This is a genomic window from Dasania sp. GY-MA-18, assembly GCF_024734385.1.
GTDB classification, from domain to species: domain Bacteria; phylum Pseudomonadota; class Gammaproteobacteria; order Pseudomonadales; family Dasaniaceae; genus Dasania; species Dasania phycosphaerae.
Map to the genome: position 1 here is coordinate 58670 of NZ_JANHAP010000010.1, position 16236 is coordinate 74905.

The 16236-nt window shown below is 48.6% G+C and carries 16 protein-coding genes; 3 read left to right on the top strand and 13 right to left on the bottom strand.

Annotated elements, in window-relative coordinates; all coding sequences use genetic code 11:
• Complete coding sequence (locus NO559_RS12660; RefSeq protein ID WP_258332216.1) at window positions 1–594, bottom strand: LemA family protein; 594 nt, start codon at window positions 592–594, stop codon at window positions 1–3.
• Between the two features lie 163 nt (window positions 595–757).
• Window positions 758–2275 (bottom strand): fumarate hydratase, encoded by a 1518-nt coding sequence (locus tag NO559_RS12665; protein ID WP_258332217.1) that lies wholly within the window; start codon window positions 2273–2275, stop codon window positions 758–760.
• Window positions 2276–2581: 306 nt separating this feature from the next.
• Here NO559_RS12665 and NO559_RS12670 point away from each other — a divergent pair, with 306 nt between their 5' ends.
• Window positions 2582–2848, top strand: coding sequence for a hypothetical protein (locus NO559_RS12670; RefSeq protein WP_258332218.1), 267 nt, complete (start codon window positions 2582–2584; stop codon window positions 2846–2848).
• A 67-nt stretch (window positions 2849–2915) separates the two neighbouring features.
• Here NO559_RS12670 and NO559_RS12675 read toward each other — a convergent pair whose 3' ends face one another.
• Window positions 2916–3578, bottom strand: coding sequence for a urate hydroxylase PuuD (locus NO559_RS12675; RefSeq protein ID WP_258332219.1), 663 nt, complete (start codon window positions 3576–3578; stop codon window positions 2916–2918).
• A gap of 259 nt (window positions 3579–3837) precedes the next feature.
• Between NO559_RS12675 and NO559_RS12680 the strand changes: the two genes are divergently transcribed.
• The gene (locus NO559_RS12680) at window positions 3838–4605 is read left to right on the top strand and encodes a hypothetical protein (RefSeq protein ID WP_258332220.1); all 768 of its coding nucleotides are present in this window, start codon (window positions 3838–3840) and stop codon (window positions 4603–4605) included.
• Window positions 4606–4804: 199 nt separating this feature from the next.
• Window positions 4805–5527, top strand: coding sequence for a GNAT family N-acetyltransferase (locus NO559_RS12685; RefSeq protein WP_258332221.1), 723 nt, complete (start codon window positions 4805–4807; stop codon window positions 5525–5527).
• A 73-nt stretch (window positions 5528–5600) separates the two neighbouring features.
• Here NO559_RS12685 and alr read toward each other — a convergent pair whose 3' ends face one another.
• From alr to NO559_RS12735, 10 genes are all read right to left on the bottom strand, one after another.
• Window positions 5601–6713: an alanine racemase gene (alr, locus tag NO559_RS12690; RefSeq protein ID WP_258332222.1), complete on the bottom strand. Its 1113-nt coding sequence runs from the start codon at window positions 6711–6713 to the stop codon at window positions 5601–5603.
• 153 nt (window positions 6714–6866) lie between these two features.
• The gene (locus tag NO559_RS12695) at window positions 6867–7724 is read right to left on the bottom strand and encodes a D-amino acid aminotransferase (protein WP_258332223.1); all 858 of its coding nucleotides are present in this window, start codon (window positions 7722–7724) and stop codon (window positions 6867–6869) included.
• Between the two features lie 217 nt (window positions 7725–7941).
• Window positions 7942–8829 (bottom strand): DUF4392 domain-containing protein, encoded by an 888-nt coding sequence (locus tag NO559_RS12700; RefSeq protein WP_258332224.1) that lies wholly within the window; start codon window positions 8827–8829, stop codon window positions 7942–7944.
• Window positions 8830–8894: 65 nt separating this feature from the next.
• Window positions 8895–9839, bottom strand: coding sequence for a biotin-dependent carboxyltransferase family protein (locus tag NO559_RS12705; protein WP_258332225.1), 945 nt, complete (start codon window positions 9837–9839; stop codon window positions 8895–8897).
• Window positions 9836–10546 carry a 5-oxoprolinase subunit PxpB gene (gene pxpB / locus NO559_RS12710; protein ID WP_258332226.1) on the bottom strand — a complete coding sequence of 237 codons (711 nt, stop codon included), beginning with the start codon at window positions 10544–10546 and terminating at the stop codon, window positions 9836–9838. The genes NO559_RS12705 and pxpB overlap by 4 nt, the downstream gene beginning before the upstream one ends.
• A gap of 3 nt (window positions 10547–10549) precedes the next feature.
• On the bottom strand, window positions 10550–11287 hold the full coding sequence (locus NO559_RS12715; protein WP_258332227.1) for a 5-oxoprolinase subunit PxpA: 738 nt from the start codon (window positions 11285–11287) through the stop codon (window positions 10550–10552).
• Window positions 11288–11349: 62 nt separating this feature from the next.
• Entirely contained in the window at window positions 11350–12138 is a 789-nt protein-coding gene (locus NO559_RS12720; protein ID WP_258332228.1) for a putative hydro-lyase, read from the bottom strand.
• Between the two features lie 362 nt (window positions 12139–12500).
• A complete protein-coding gene (locus NO559_RS12725; protein WP_258332229.1) occupies window positions 12501–13742 on the bottom strand; it encodes a LamG-like jellyroll fold domain-containing protein in 1242 nt (413 codons plus the stop codon).
• A 358-nt stretch (window positions 13743–14100) separates the two neighbouring features.
• Window positions 14101–15747: a chaperonin GroEL gene (gene groL / locus NO559_RS12730; RefSeq protein ID WP_258332230.1), complete on the bottom strand. Its 1647-nt coding sequence runs from the start codon at window positions 15745–15747 to the stop codon at window positions 14101–14103.
• 83 nt (window positions 15748–15830) lie between these two features.
• Window positions 15831–16121, bottom strand: a complete 291-nt coding sequence (locus NO559_RS12735; RefSeq protein ID WP_258332231.1) for a co-chaperone GroES — start codon at window positions 16119–16121, stop codon at window positions 15831–15833.
• Window positions 16122–16236: the final 115 nt, after the last annotated feature.

The window sequence follows — 16236 nt, forward strand, 5'->3', positions numbered from 1 at the left end:
TTAAAAAGAGACCTGGGGTGCCGCTTGTATTTGTGCGCTGTCGTCAAACTCCAGCAAGCTGGCATCTTTGGGGTGGCCAAACTTTTTGGCAAAAAATACCGGCGGGAATGACTGCCGGTAGGTGTTGTACTCGGTGACGGCATCATTAAACGCTTGGCGGGCAAAAGCTACTCGGTTTTCAGTGGTAGTGAGCTCTTCCGTCAGCTGCATCATATTTTGATTGGCTTTTAAATCGGGGTAGGCTTCCATCACCATGTTCATTTTACCCAAAGCCCCCTGTAAGACTCCCTCAGCGCCAGCCAAACCTTGTATGGCACTGCCACTGGGGTCAGCCGCTGCACCTTTCAGCATAGCCATGGCTTCGTTGCGGGCACTAATTACCGCCTCTAGAGTTTCACGCTCGTGACTCATATAAGCTTTAGCAGTTTCAACCAAATTAGGAATCAAATCGTAACGGCGTTTAAGCTGCACTTCGATTTGCGAAAAAGCATTTTGAAAACGATTTTTTAGGGTAACTAATTGATTATAAATACCGACGATATAAACAATGGCACCAAAAACCAGCACCCAGAATATGATAGTTGATAGATCCATTTTATCTTCCTTTAGTTCAGTCTCTAGTCTCTAGTCTCTAGTCTCTAGTCTCTAGTCTCTAGTCTCTAGAATATTGTTTTAACGACACGATATATCAAACATAAAAAAAGGGAAAGCTCTGCAGCATTCCCTTTTCTAGCGACTAGTGACTGTAGACCAGCGACTATTTGACCTCTATCGCCTCGGCCTCTATTTTCTTAGACCAAAACGCCGGGCCGGTTTGGTGTACCGATTCGCCCAGATAATCCACCGCAACAGTAACAGGCATGTCTTCCAGTTCAAATTCGTAGATAGCCTCCATACCTAGCTCGGGGAAGCCTACCACTTTGGAGGACTTAATCGCCTGCGCTACCAAGAACGCGGCACCGCCTACGGCCATGAGGTATACAGACTCAAACTCTTTAATCGCCTCTATTGCGATAGGGCCGCGCTCGGCTTTACCTATCATGCCCAACAAGCCAGTTTCGGCCAGCATGGTGCGGGTAAATTTATCCATACGCGTGGCGGTGGTGGGGCCAGCAGGGCCTACCACTTCATCACCGATAGGATCGACTGGGCCTACGTAGTAGATGAAACGGCCCTGCATAGATACCGGCAACTCTTCGCCGTTGTTAATCATATCTACCATTTTTTTATGGGCGGCATCGCGGCCAGTTAACATTTTACCGTTAAGCAGTAAGGTATCACCGGGCTTCCAGCTTTTAACCTCTTCTTTGGTAACCGTATCTAGGTTTACACGCTTAACATTGGCACCGGCTTCGCGAGTCACTTCTGGCCAGTCTTCCAGTTTAGGTGGGGTAAGCTTGGCTGAGCCACTGCCATCTAAGGTGAAATGAGTGTGGCGAGTAGCAGCACAGTTGGGGATCATGGCTATGGCTTTGTTGGCCGCGTGTGAGGGGAAGTCTTTGACCTTCACATCCAAAACGGTGGTTAAGCCACCCAGGCCTTGGGCGCCTATACCCAGCTTATTAACCTTTTCATGTAATTCTAAACGCAGCTCTTCGGCGCGATTACTAGCGCCACGGGCTTGTAAGTCTTGTATGTCCACGGGCTCTAATAAAGCCTCTTTCGCCAGCATCATGGCTTTTTCGGCCGTTCCGCCTATGCCTATGCCCAGCATACCCGGCGGACACCAGCCCGCGCCCATTTGTGGCACCATATTTAATACCCAATCAACCACCGAGTCTGAAGGGTTGAGCATGGCAAATTTAGACTTGGCCTCACTGCCGCCGCCCTTGGCTGCAACATGTACCTCTACAGTGTCACCGGGCACTATCTCATAGTGCACCACACCGGGGGTGTTATCTTTGGTATTAGTGCGGGCACCATCAGGGTCAGCCAATATAGAGGCGCGCAGCACATTATCGGGGTTCATATAAGCGCGGCGTATGCCTTCATTACACATATCGGTAACCGACATGGTGGCATCCCACTGTACATTCATGCCTACCTTCAAAAACACCGTCACTATGCCGGTATCCTGGCATATAGGCCTATGACCCTCGGCACACATACGAGAGTTGATCAATATTTGCGCCATAGCGTCTTTGGCAGCAGGGTTTTGCTCGCGCTGATAGGCTTTATCTACAGCCTGTATAAAGTCCACTGGGTGGTAGTAAGAGATAAATTGCAGCGCATCCGCAATGCTATCGATTAAGTCATTTTGGCGAATAATGGTCATACAGGCTCCCTAGATATAGCCGCTTGCTAATAAATTAAAGGCTATCAGCCCTTATAAAACGCGGCTATTGTACACCAAAATACTAAGCTTGACTGACCCTCCAACCAGCTAAATCCCAAGCCCCAGCTGCTAGCTAAACCGTCGCCCCAACACAAACACTGAAAATGTGAATATTTCAGCTTAATAGCTATCCATTCAGCTTGAGTTCAGCTGCAAAAACTATACTGAGCCCATCAAATCAGAAACCTGTTTGATAAATGGGGGTTCCCCCCTTACTTTATGGTTAAAAATAATAGAGACAACGCTATGAAATTCAAACACTTACTAACAGCAGCTGCACTAGTTGCACTTTCCAGCTCGGTAATGGCCGCGCGCCCAGTAAGCATTAAATACAGTGAAGATATCGTCTTAGACGATGATGATGTCTACTCATACTATGTGGTTTCTTGCTCTAACGGCGAAAGCAAGGATATCTCTGCCTGGGACAACCGCAAAACTTGGTGTGTAGGTAAAGGCTTAAAAGAAGACTGCAGCAAAAAGCAGATCAAAACAGCCAAGCAGGTTTGCCGCTAAGCGACACAACTTGCAGACATAAAAAAACCGGGCATTGCCCGGTTTTTTTATGTCTTAGCGCTGCTATTTACACAAGCTGCAACAAGCCCAAGCAAACAACCGCTAATGCGATAGAAGAGTGAATAACACCCTTAACACTAGCCATGGGGCCTAGCTTACCGAAGATAGCGTTAAGCTCTAACAATACCACTAAGGCTAAAACCGCGATGATACCGGTGGTCATGCCCTGAGACACGCCAGCAGCGTGATCTATCATGGTGCCGCCTTTGCCAGTACCGTGGAAAGAAGCCAACATGCCTAACAGCATAGGGATAGAGAACAAGGTGTTAGTGCGCGAGGCCAATAAAGCTTTAGGGCCCGCAACAGAAGCATCACCTTCAACTATGCCGCAAACGATTTTTTGGTTAGGCCAGATGATTAACCAAACGTTTAAGAACATGAAAGTACCCATTAGTGCACCCATGGCGATAAAACCATCGATACCGTGAGTCTTGCGTATACCCATCAACAACACCAAGCCGGTGATAAAGGTAAACATCGCACCCCAACGGAACCACCATAAAGCGCGTGGCGCTAACTTTTTAGTTGCGTCAGCTTTGGCACTGGCCTCGGCCTCTTTAAAGTATTCACCTTGGATAAAGTTGAAGTAGTACAGTAGGCCTATCCACGTGATACCGAATAACACGTGCGCCCAGCGAAAAAGTAGATCTAAGCTAATGATATTTTCCATGAAACACCCCTAGTTGATTATGGAAGGATTATTGTTATTGAGGAGTATAGCAACCCCTTAATAGCTGAGTGCTTTTATAGGCTATTTAGCCTTAAATTTAAACCTCTTTTATAGTATTCACCTCTATTTATATGCTTTTGCCGAAATATTGAACGAAATCACAGCCCAGTTGAACCCTCACAGTTTGCCCTAGTCAAAAGCCGTGCAATAATGCTGCAGCAGTCACCACCCTTAATAACGAAGCGCTGATAAACACACTATGGCCAACAACGACAACCGTCCCCCTCAAGACAATATCGCCATCACCCCCGCTCGCGATGAAATCGCATCCTACAAGCGTACCCAAACCAAAGGTGCACTTAACAGTTTAGGTGTAGTGCCCGACGTACAAACCGGCGGCAGTGCCAGCAATACACTCAAAATCATCTTGGCCTCAGTGGTTGTAGTACTCATACTCACGGCGGTTCTAGCGGGCTTTTTACAACAGCGCTTAAAAGCTGCGGAGTACACCCTCAAACTTACCGAAGCCAGAGTCGCCGAACTAGAAAGCCGACTATCCGTTACCGATGAAAGCCTAGGTGAATCCAGCGCAGCCATGAAAGTTAAACTGCGTGAGCTAGACTTTGAAGTACGCAAGCTATGGGACAATGTGTGGAAAAAGAGCAAACAGCGCTTAGAAGTACTAGAAACCAAACAGCAAAGCCACGACAAAAGCCTCAACAATGTTAAGACCTTTATAGACCGCACCGAACAAAAACTGGCTCAAAACGAGCAAGTCACCACCAAGCTCAACCAAAAGCTGCAAACCCTGGATCAACTCAGCAGCCAGCTGGCCAACAACGAACGAAAGTTAAAAGCTCAAGAGAGCAATCTGGAAAAAACCAACGATAAGGTCAACCAATTCAACACCCGCCTGATCAAAGCCGAACGCTTAGCAGCCGACAATAAAGAGCGCCTAGACTCGGTAGATCATTTTAGACGCAAAGTGAATGCGGATTTACTAAAGCTAACCGGCGGCACACAATGATTTTTGTAGACTCTAGTATCTAGAGTGATAGCCGCTAGCTACAAAAGCATCCTTAGACTTTAACTAACAGTCATACCGGGCTTGCCCCGGTATCCAAAGAACTACCCCTGCCAGCAAGATAGCTGCTTTTAACTGTAAGTACTGACGCTGCACATAGCCGAGTGCCCGTTAATAAATTCTCTTATTATTAAGGACAATAATGAAATACGAGTTAAATCAATTCAATCAACCAGTAGGCTTAACCATAAGCAACTGGACGCCACCACCTATACCTAAGCACATAGCACTCACAGGCCATTTTTGTCGCCTAGAACCACTAGCCCCACACCACGCAGCAAGTTTATACACCGCCAACCAAGCAAATAGCGAAGGTGAGAACTGGACGTATTTACCCTACGGCCCTTTTGCCAACAGTAAAGATTACCAAGCCTGGATTGAGCAATGCGCAAGCAGCAACGACCCGCTCTTTTACGCCATTACTGATCTAGCCACAGGCAAGCCCGCAGGCATTGCCAGCTATTTGCGCATCGCACCTAACATGGGCACGATTGAAGTTGGCCATATACATTATTCACCAAGCTTACGGCGCAGCCCTGCAGCAACAGAGGCGATGTATTTAATGATGGAATATGTTTTCTCATTGGGCTATAGGCGCTACGAATGGAAATGCGATGCTCTAAATGCCCCTTCGCGAGCCGCAGCCCAACGCTTAGGCTTTTCTTTCGAAGGTATATTTCGCCAAGCAGCCGTCGTCAAGGGACGTAATCGCGACACCGCTTGGTATGCAGCCACCGATCAAGAATGGCCAGCGCTTAAAGCCGCCTTTGTACAATGGCTATCGCCAGACAACTTTGATGAACACGGTATTCAAAAAACTAAACTGTCCGATTTAACCGCCCCGTGCTTACAAAATATTATTTAATAAAGCAAAAAAGCCAACCCCGCAAAGAGTTGGCCCTACAAGAAACTAGCGACTGTAGACTAAGTACTAGCGACTACTTCCCTAAATAAACCCTAGGCACTCTAGCCGGCATACGTGCCAACAGTTCATAACCTATGGTGCCAGCACAGTCGGCAATCTCATCGACTGACAAACCCTCACCCCACATCAACACCTCATCACCCAGTTGCACATCAGCTAAATCGGTCACATCTATGGTAATCATATCCATGGACACTCTACCCACTATGCTGGCGCGCTGGCCGTGTATTAATACGGGAGTGCCGGGCTTAACCACACGGGGATAGCCATCGGCATAGCCCATGGCAATGGTGGCAATTTTTGAGGGGCGCTGGGCACACCAGCTGGCGCCATAGCCCACGCATTCACCTATAGCTATATCGCGCAAAGCAATCACCGCCGTACGCAGGTTCATCACCGGCTGCAGCTGGTCGGCATTTTCCTGACTGTGGCCGAAGGGGTTGCCGCCATAGAGCATATAACCAGGGCGGTTCCAGCTGCGACGACAATCTTGCCAGGCCATGGTACCGGCTGAGTTGGCCAAGCTGGTTTCTACACGCTGGCCCAACTCATCGGCTACGGCGCTAATGGCCGCCAAAGTATCAGCAAAACACTGTATTTGCTTGGGGGTTTGCGGGCGCTCTATCTCATCACCGCAGGCTAGGTGCGACATCAGCACTATGCCGTCAGCGACGTTATCGCTCTCAGCCAGTAAACGGTATAGCTCTACCGCTGCACCAGGCTGTACGCCCAAACGGTGCATGCCGGTATCCAGCTTTAACCAAACTTTTAACGCTTGGCCACTAGCGGCCTGAGTAATCATTTCTATTTGCTGGCGGTGGCCCACGGCTACCCAAAAGCCCTGCTGCCTGGCTACAGCTAATTCTTCGGCGCTGAACATGCCCTCTAACAATAAGATGGGCTGCTGTATGCCGGCCTCACGCAGCTCCATGGCCTCCTCTATGCAAGCCACCCCAAAAACTGGCGCCTCTGCTTGCAAAGCTTGGGCTGCAGCAACGGCGCCATGGCCATAGGCGTTGGCTTTGACTATTGCCACGGCCTGCGAGTCAGGTGCGACTTTACAGGCCAAGCGATAATTATGGCGCAAGGCGTCGAGGTTGATTTCAGCTTTTGCAGGACGAGCCATAGTGTCTTTCTCTTACTAGGTAAAACAGGCTGTTTAAATAGGGCGCAAGGCCTTAACAGACAAAAAAGCAAGAATAAGCGCCGTAGATCATTAGCGCTTTTCTTGCTTTTAAGCACTGCAATTAAGCAGCGCGGATAGTATTAAGCGTAACGATTAGTAATCGTATTTTTGTGCGCTATACAAAGTTTGTGCGGCCAACCATACGTCGCCCACTTCACCGTTGCCTACAGGCTTGCCATCGACTTCGATAACCGGTGCAATTTCTTTAGAGGAAGAGGTAATCCACACTTCATCAGCATTTAATACTTCTTCTTTAGTAACGATGCGCTCTTCCACTTTAATAGAGCCGTCTTTTGCTAAGATGCTCAATAAAATTTTGCGGGTAATACCAGGTAAACACTGGTGATCTAATGGTGGCGTCGCCACTACACCGTCTTTAACTATATAGGCATTACAGGCTGAGGCTTCAGTTAGCTCATCGTTGGCGTTGAACAATAAAGTTTCGTTCATGCCGGCAGCGTGGCCCACTTGGAAGTGCATCACATTACCTAACAAAGCGGTAGACTTAATGTTGCAGCGATCCCAGCGTAAGTCTTGCTGAGTATTAACTTTATAGCCTTTAATCTTGGTCTTATCAGCAACAGTAGCCGGTGGTATTTCAAAAGCAAAAGCAAACACAGTAGGTGCTACATTATCGGGGTAAGCGTGAAAACGCTTAGAGTCAGCACCGCGGCTTACGTGTAAGTAGATACCTAGGTTGCCGCCGCCATTCTTCTCGATTAGCTGGTCGCAAACATCTTTCCATTGATCGTGTGACCAATCTAATTTGATATCAATAAAACCCATGCCTTCTATCATGCGGTCTATGTGCGGGCCGAAGCCAACCATCTTGCCGTCGTAGGAAGGAACTACCTCATAGATGCCGTCGCCAAATAAAAAGCCACGGTCCATAGGCGATATTTTCGCTTCTTCCATGGGCATATAAGCGCCGTCTAAGTACACAATAGACATAAGATTAATCTCACGTTAGTCAAAAGTTTCGGTCCATGCCTCTAGGGGGTATACCCTTAGAAAATGGCCACCTGGAAATAAAAGGGCGGCAATTCTAACAGAAATTACCGCTTTTGGTCATCTTTACAGCAATATTGGCAGCTATTGCCGCTGTAGGCCGCAGAAAATAAGGCCTACGGTTTGCTTACAAACTCATTTAATGGCAAAAAACCAGGGGCTAAAAGCCCGCTACTGCTCGCAATTCAGCAATAACTGACTCACCTTCGCTGGGCTCCATACCATCCTCAGTCACCGTGTTTTCGCGGCTAACGCCATCGACACTGCCACGGGCCGATAGATATTCTAAAATCGCTCTGGGCTGGATAGGGGCGAGCAGGTCTTGCTCATTCCATATAGATAGCCACACGATCAAACCGTAGGCTCCCCAGTTAGACACATCCGCCACCATTAACTCGTCGCACTGGGTGCGGGCGGGGATAATACTCAAGCTCTCTAAGGCCTCAGCAATATTGCCCATGCCTATTTCATTGCCACCGTCGCCTATAGCCATGGTGGGACAAGCCGCCAAACGTAAAAAGTCGTCAAAACTAGGGCAGCGGTGGCTAATATCTTCACCCCGCATATTCGAGTACTGACCGTTAGCGTTGAGACCAGGCATCTCTATGCTCACTACCACATCGGGCTTTAGCTGCGCCAAGCCAGCTTTGGCCTCTTGCTCGGCTACCGCCAAATTGCCTTCGCTAATAGTATGCACCCGGTAATCCGGCGCCAAGGCTGCCGCCAAATCGCCGCTGGTGACGATCATAGGCTGCATACCCAAGGTGGCTAGCGCGTCATACAAGGCAATAGCGCCTACTGGGCCATCGGTTTCAAACGTGTGGGTGTCACCCGGTTGAGGCACGGGAAAGCCGGTGCCTATCAACACCACACTGCCGGGCTTGGCCAGCTGCTCTTGCAAAACTCTGGCGGCACGGTAGTAATAACCCGCTTCCAAGGCGGCCTGAGCATTTTGCATACCCCGCGGGTTGCGAGCTACCAAGATGTTTTCAATTTGCTGGCTAAGCGCCTGCTCGGCGGTGTTGTAACGTAATTCAGTGGTGGTCATAAAACTATCTCAAAGCTATAACTCGCGGCCATGGGCCCGAGCTATAGGCAGCTGTAAATCTGGGGCTATTGCTCCAGTACGGTCAATCGGCTTTGGGCGCGTTCAAACTGGCTTTTGGCTAAGTGCAAAGCATTGTGCGCGCAGTCTATGGTGATAGGCTCAAAGCGAACCTTAGCACCCGGCATTTGTTGGGCTAACTTCGCTAAATCCAAGGACAGTACAGCACCTATTTTAGGGTAGCCGCCTATGGTTTGGCGATCATTCATTAAGACGATAGGCTGACCATCGGGGGGGACCTGTATAGCCCCTAAACAAATACCCTCTGATAGCATCGCTGATACATCAGCGGCAATGGCTGGGCCTTCTACTTTATAACCCATGCGGTCACAGCGGTCAGACACGGTGTACTCACTGCCAAAAAAGATACGCTGCTGCACTCGGCTAAAGCTCTGCTCTTGATAGCTGGGGATTACCCTAAGAGTAATTTCTTTGCTGTAATGTGGGCGCAACTGCTCGGGCAACTCTAAACAAGGGGCATCAATACCTTTAACCGGTAGCTGATCTCCTGCCTGCAGGGCTTTGCCCGCCAAGCCGCCTATGCCTTCGCGCACCACGGTGGCCACAGAACCAAAGCTCTGCTCAACTTGAAAGCCACCGGCAACGGCAATATAAGAGCGGCAGCCATTAGTCGCAAAGCTTAATGCAATGGTGTCGCCCGCTTTAATTTTGTGGCTGCGCCATAGCTGGGCTTCGTCACCGTTAATAGTAAAAGGCACTTGCGCACCGGTGACGGCAATCACCGTATCGGCCTGCGACTCCAACGTTAAGCCGCCCACACTGGCCTCAATAGCCACTGCATCTACAGGGTTACCACATAATAAATTGGCCCAGTTAAACGCCAAGGCATCCATGGGCCCAGAGGTAGTTAAACCCACGCCGTGATAACCATAACGGCCAGCATCTTGTAATAAGCTTAAAAAACCGGGAGAAACGACTTTAAAACAACTCATGCGCTGGCCTCCTGCTGTAAAAATTTCTCATCCAACTCGCCACCCATATCCAAAAACTCTGCTTTGGTGATGGCTTTAAATTTCACCCGGTCACCCACTGCTACCGGCATTAGGCTGTCACCCTCTGGGGTAAACATGGGGATAGGGCACAGGCCGATTAAATTCCAACCGCCAGGCGATGGCGCGGGATAAATCGCCGTTTGCCTGTCGGCAATACCCACTGCTCCCTTGGGCACATATTTACGTGGCGTGGCTATACGCGGTGAGGCTATGCGCTCATCCACTTGCCCCAAATAAGCAAAGCCCGGGGCAAAACCTATGGCGTAAACGCGGTATTCTTCGGATTGGTGCAGGTCGATAATCTCTTGCACACTCAAACCAGAGCGCTCAGAAATCAAGCTTAAGTCTGGGCCTGACTCTTGGCTGTAATACACCGGCAAGGTAACCACGGTACCCTCTTGCCCTGCGCCAGACACATTCGCTTCAATCGCTGTGCGTATACCTTTGCGCAGCTGCAAGTGGTCACATTTATAGGCATCAAAAATAACTAACAAGGAAGCATAGGAAGGCACGGTGTCGATAATAAGCTCGGCCATTTGCTCGCGTATGGCATTGTTGGCCGCCTGCACCTGTGCAGCCACCTCGGCATTCGCCTCCTCGCCAAAATATAAAATCAGTGAGTTTTCACCGGCTACGTGAATCTTCATAGTTTAACTCGCTCGCTGGTCTACTAGGGCGCGGATGGCTTCTATGGCTTGCACACCGGCCAGGTTGTCGCCGTGTACGCACAGGGTGTCTACCTGCAAGTTAAGTGTGTGACCACTTACTGTCGTGATAGTCCCCGCATCACATAGCTGCTCTACTTGCGCTAGCATTTTTTCTTTATTGTGTACGGCACCGGCCTTGCTGCGTGCTAAGAGCTTGCCATCGTCGTCGTAGCAGCGGTCGGCAAAGGCTTCAAACCACAATTCCAAACCCAGCTCAGCGGCTTCAGCCTTGTGTTCATCGGCTTGCGGGGTGGCTTGCAGCATTAATTTAATGGGCTTATGGAAGGCTGCTACGGCCTCCATTATCGCTTTGCGCACTTCAACCTTGGCCATCATGTCGTTGTATAAAGCACCGTGTGGTTTTACGTATTCCAGCTCCACACCTACCGACTTGGCCATGCCATCCATCGCGGACAACTGATACAACATAAAGGCTTTAATTTCATCAGCGCTGCAATTCATAGAGCGACGACCAAAACCCACTAAGTCGGGATAAGCCGGGTGAGCCCCCACCATCACGCCGTGTTCTTTGGCTAGGCTTAGGGTGCGCTGCATAATCAGCGGATCACCGGCATGAAAACCACAGGCTATATTGGCTTGATCGATATGAGGCATCACCGCCTCATCCATGCCCATGGTCCATGAGCCGAAACTTTCACCTAAATCACAATTTAAACGCACGTTGCTCTCCAAATTTTTTTAAACAATCTCTATGTTTACTCGCCACTGCTGCTCGCCAGCTATTACATAATGGCCAATTTGCTGTTGGGCATATCGGTCACCACCATGCAACCGGGGCTGTGGGTAATACAGAAAGGTGGCTTAGCCTGCGCTATGGCCTCTTGCGGCGTTACACCACAGGCCGTAAAGACGGGCACTTCACCCGCTTTAATGGTGACAGGGTCGCCAAAGTCAGTCTTGTTTATATCGGCTATGCCTATAGCGGCCGGGTCACCAAAATGTATAGGTGCGCCATGCACTGAGGGGAAGCGGCTGCAAATTTGTATCATGCGTATGGCATCCGCCGGCTTAAAGGGGCGCATGCTCACCACGGTGTTACCGCTAAAACGGCCTGCGGGCTTACAGGCTACATTGGTGCGGTACATAGGCACGTTAACGCCTTCGGCGATATTGCGTATTTCTAAGCCATCGGCAATTAGCGCCTCTTCAAAAGAGAAAGAGCAGCCAATTAAAAAGGTCACTAGGTCATCGCGCCAGTAATCTTTAATATCGGTGACTTCGTCCGTCATCACGCCATCATTCCAGATGCGGTACTGTGGCACATCACTGCGTATATCAAAATCCTTGCCAGCCTCAGGCAGGTGGTAAGCACCAGCCTCTGGCGCAACCGCAATAACAGGGCAGGGCTTGGGGTTGCTCTGGGCAAACATTAAAAAGTCTTGCGCCCAGTCTTTGGGCAAGATCACTACATTGGCCTGTACAAAACCGGTGCATAAACCCGAGGTATTGCTGGTGTGCTCACCGCTGCGAATCTTTTGACGCAGCGCATAAGGCGTTAAATCTGCTGACATATAAAACCTCTCTTTCATTCTGTTTACTGCGCCGACAGCTAGCCGCTCACACCATTATTAAAGGGTGTCAGGTTGCCAAATATCAGGGGTAGCAGTAACAGAGCCAGGAAAATCAGGGCCGAATTATATAGGATTTTGCCGTTTTGCACCTTAATTTAAGCGATTATTTTTACTGCAACAGACGCCTATAAGCACACGTTTTTTAGCACATACAGGGCTTTCCGCTGTAATCAGAGCAAAAATTATGCACATGCACTGGCAAACGTACGGCAAACGTCACAATGCTCAACCACAAAAAAGCCCCGCACATTGCTGAGCGGGGCTTACTAAGGGATTACCCCTCTCGTACATACATCAATAAACTACTTAGCACACATGGCAAAAGCCTGACTTGTTGCACACTCCATCTGTACCGTCCAGCCATTGCCAGACTTTTTGCTATTAATGACATAACGATATTCAGGGATACAGCCGCAAGTATTCGCCAATTGATGGCCACCAGATATAACAGTGTAATCTGACGGGCAAGTCGCCACCGACGAACCACTACATGCAGACTCAACACCCGTCACCTGAATAATCTGTGAGAAATTCCCATCATCCCCCTTATCCCCTTTTGCACCAGAGGCTGCGATGGGCAAATTAATCGTATCTGTACTGCTTGCCGTAGCATCAGAGACTGTCAGCGTCACGGTGTAAGTACCTGGAGCCAGATCATTAACCAAGACCTTTTCTCCATACCTAGCAGAAGCCTCGCCTAATATTTGCCACTGATAAGTCAGCGCGTCTCCATCAGCATCTGAGGACTGCGAGCCATCCAGCTGCTGATTTCCATTGCTATCTACAGAAGCTCCAGCTACAGCAATCGGCGCTGTATTATTCGGCTGCGGGGGAACACCTTGATAGAGGTCAGCAACTTCGGCACTTGTCAAAGCAACTCCATAAATTTGGACATCATCAATAAAACCAGTAAAGTTTGATGACCCATTAACAGTTCCTATATAAAGCGGCTGCCCAGTGGATATAAGATCTCCTGAAGCACCATAACTTTCCGCTATAAACTGCCCATCAACATAGAACTTAGCTACAGCGCCATCATAGGTCGCCACAGCATGATGCCAAGTATTTAAAGGAGGGCTAACATCCAGCCAGCCAAGAGTGCCGATATCCCCCCCCTGTGCAAACATACTGGTAAAGATCGCTGTACCACCGTTTTCAGCCCCCATTCTAATTTCCCAGCTCGACCCGCTGTAATACCCATTATTAACAATAGCCTGATATCCAGCAGACCCTGTGCGCATATACCATACACTTACTGTTAGCTTGTCGCCCCAATGATAATTCTCCAATGAGCTCACACTAATACCAGAACTACCGTCAAAGTAATACGCACTATCTGTATTCCCATGCCTATCTGTAGAGATCGTAGCCCCATTGACTATGCCATGATGACCATTCCCACTGTGATCATTGGCATCACCCGAAAAAGGGTAATCCGCAATAAGGTCAGCTGCTGTATAAGCCTGAGCAGAGCCCGCCGCAAGACTCAACACCACTACACATAACTTTAAATATTGTCGATACATCCTAAATAACTCCATCATTTATCAACTTTGTATTATTTTTGTAAGGCATAAAAATTAATTTTTTATGCTTGTTGAGCATATCCAATAAATAGCATCAGATGAAGCTATGTTTTGATGGGATCAGATATAAACTTTAATCACAGAAATAAAACCGTTGATTAAACCAACTTAAGCTCAATCAACTCCCCCATAAAAGTCACAGAGCACAGATAAAAATGGAACCGCATGACAGAGTAAATTCCTACCCATCACATAAAATAAGTCCCCTGCCCTAAACACAAATATATAGACATAAAAAAACCCCATACTCTCGCAAGTACAGGGTTTTAAAAACAACTAGGCAGGCCGCGTTAGCGGCCAAACATAGTGGCGATGATTACATCATGCCGCCCATGCCGCCCATACCACCCATGCCGCCCATATCAGGCATTGCTGGGCCAGCGTTGTCTTCTACGGCATCACACACCATCGCTTCGGTAGTGATCATCAAGCCAGCTACGGAACCTGCTGCCTGTAAGGCTGTACGGGTTACTTTCGCGGGATCTAGGATACCCATAGCGATCATATCGCCGTATTCGCCAGTACCAGCATTGTAACCAAAGTTACCTTCGCCAGACTTAACTTTATCCAATACTACTGAAGCCTCATCGCCCGCATTGGTAACGATTTGACGTAGAGGTGATTCCATTGCGCGACGCGCCAAGTTTATACCTACGGTTTGATCTTCGTTAGCACCGGTCAGGCCGTCGATGGCTTGTAAGGCGCGAACCAAGGCAACACCGCCGCCAGGTACTACACCCTCTTCTACCGCAGCGCGAGTTGCGTGCAAGGCATCTTCAACACGGGCTTTCTTCTCTTTCATTTCCATTTCAGTGGCAGCGCCTACTTTGATAACGGCAACACCGCCAGCAAGTTTGGCAACACGCTCTTGTAGCTTCTCACGATCGTAGTCAGAAGAAGTCGCTTCCATTTGTACGCGAATTTCTGCAACGCGAGCCTGGATAGCCTCAGCCTGACCAGCACCATCTACAATCACGGTGTTTTCTTTGTCTAGGGTGATGCGCTTGGCAGAACCTAGGTGCTCAAGAGTCGCAGACTCTAAATCTAGGCCCAGCTCCTCAGTGATTACCGTACCGCCAGTTAGGATAGCGATATCTTCTAACATAGCTTTACGACGGTCGCCAAAGCCAGGCGCTTTACACGCTGCAACTTTAACAATACCGCGCATATTGTTAACTACCAAGGTTGCCAAGGCTTCGCCTTCTACATCTTCAGCGATGATGATTAATGGGCGAGAGGCTTTAGCCACTTGCTCTAACAAGGGCAGCAATTCACGGATGTTTGAGATTTTCTTGTCTACCAACAAGATGAACGGAGAGTCGTGCTCGGCGCTCATGTTTTCAGTGTTAGTGACGAAGTAAGGAGAAAGGTAACCGCGGTCAAACTGCATACCTTCAACGATGTCTAGTTCGTTTTCTAAACTGGTGCCTTCTTCTACAGTGATAACACCTTCTTTACCGACTTTTTCCATCGCTTCAGCAATAATGTCACCCACTTGGCTATCACTGTTAGCAGAGATGGTACCTACTTGGGCAATCGCTTTGCTGTCAGCACAGGGCTCAGCCATTTCACGAATTTTAATAACCGCAGCAGCAACAGCTTGATCTATACCGCGCTTAAGATCCATAGGGTTCATGCCAGCGGCAACGGCTTTTAAACCTTCGTTAACCACTGATTGCGCCAATACAGTCGCAGTGGTAGTACCGTCACCGGCGTCGTCAGAAGCTTTAGAGGCAACTTCTTTCAACATTTGCGCGCCCATGTTTTCTAGCTTGTCTTTCAGCTCAATTTCTTTCGCAACTGAAACACCATCTTTAGTCACCGTAGGGGCACCAAACGACTTATCTAAAACTACGTTACGACCCTTGGGGCCTAAAGTTGCCTTAACGGCATCTGCCAAAATATTTACACCAGTAAGCATTTTCTGGCGAGCTTCATTACCAAATTTTACTTCTTTAGCCATGACTATTTCCTTCAATTATCTTGCTAGTAGCTACTCTAAGCACGTTGCGAGAGCAGCCTGTTCAAACCGATTAGCGTGGCTTATTAAGCTATCACACCAAAAATTTCGCCTTCGCTCATGATGATTAACTCTTCACCATCAACGTTAACAGTGTTGTTGCCAGCGTAGGGGCCAAAGATAATTTGGTCGCCAACTTTTACTGATAAAGCGCGCACTTCACCGTTATCTAATACCTTGCCTTCACCTACAGCAACAACCTCACCTTGATTGGGCTTTTCTTTAGCCGAACCAGACAAAATAATACCGCCAGCTGACGTGGCCTCTTCTTCTTTGCGACGAACAACAACGCGGTCATATAAGGGACGAATATTCATTTTGGCACTTCTCCAAAAACTATAATTATCTAATTTAATAAGGCCGGGCGACCCGGGATGTCTGGGATATGGGGCCAGCCGGATTGACTTCAAGGCCCCAGGGCAAAAAATTGTT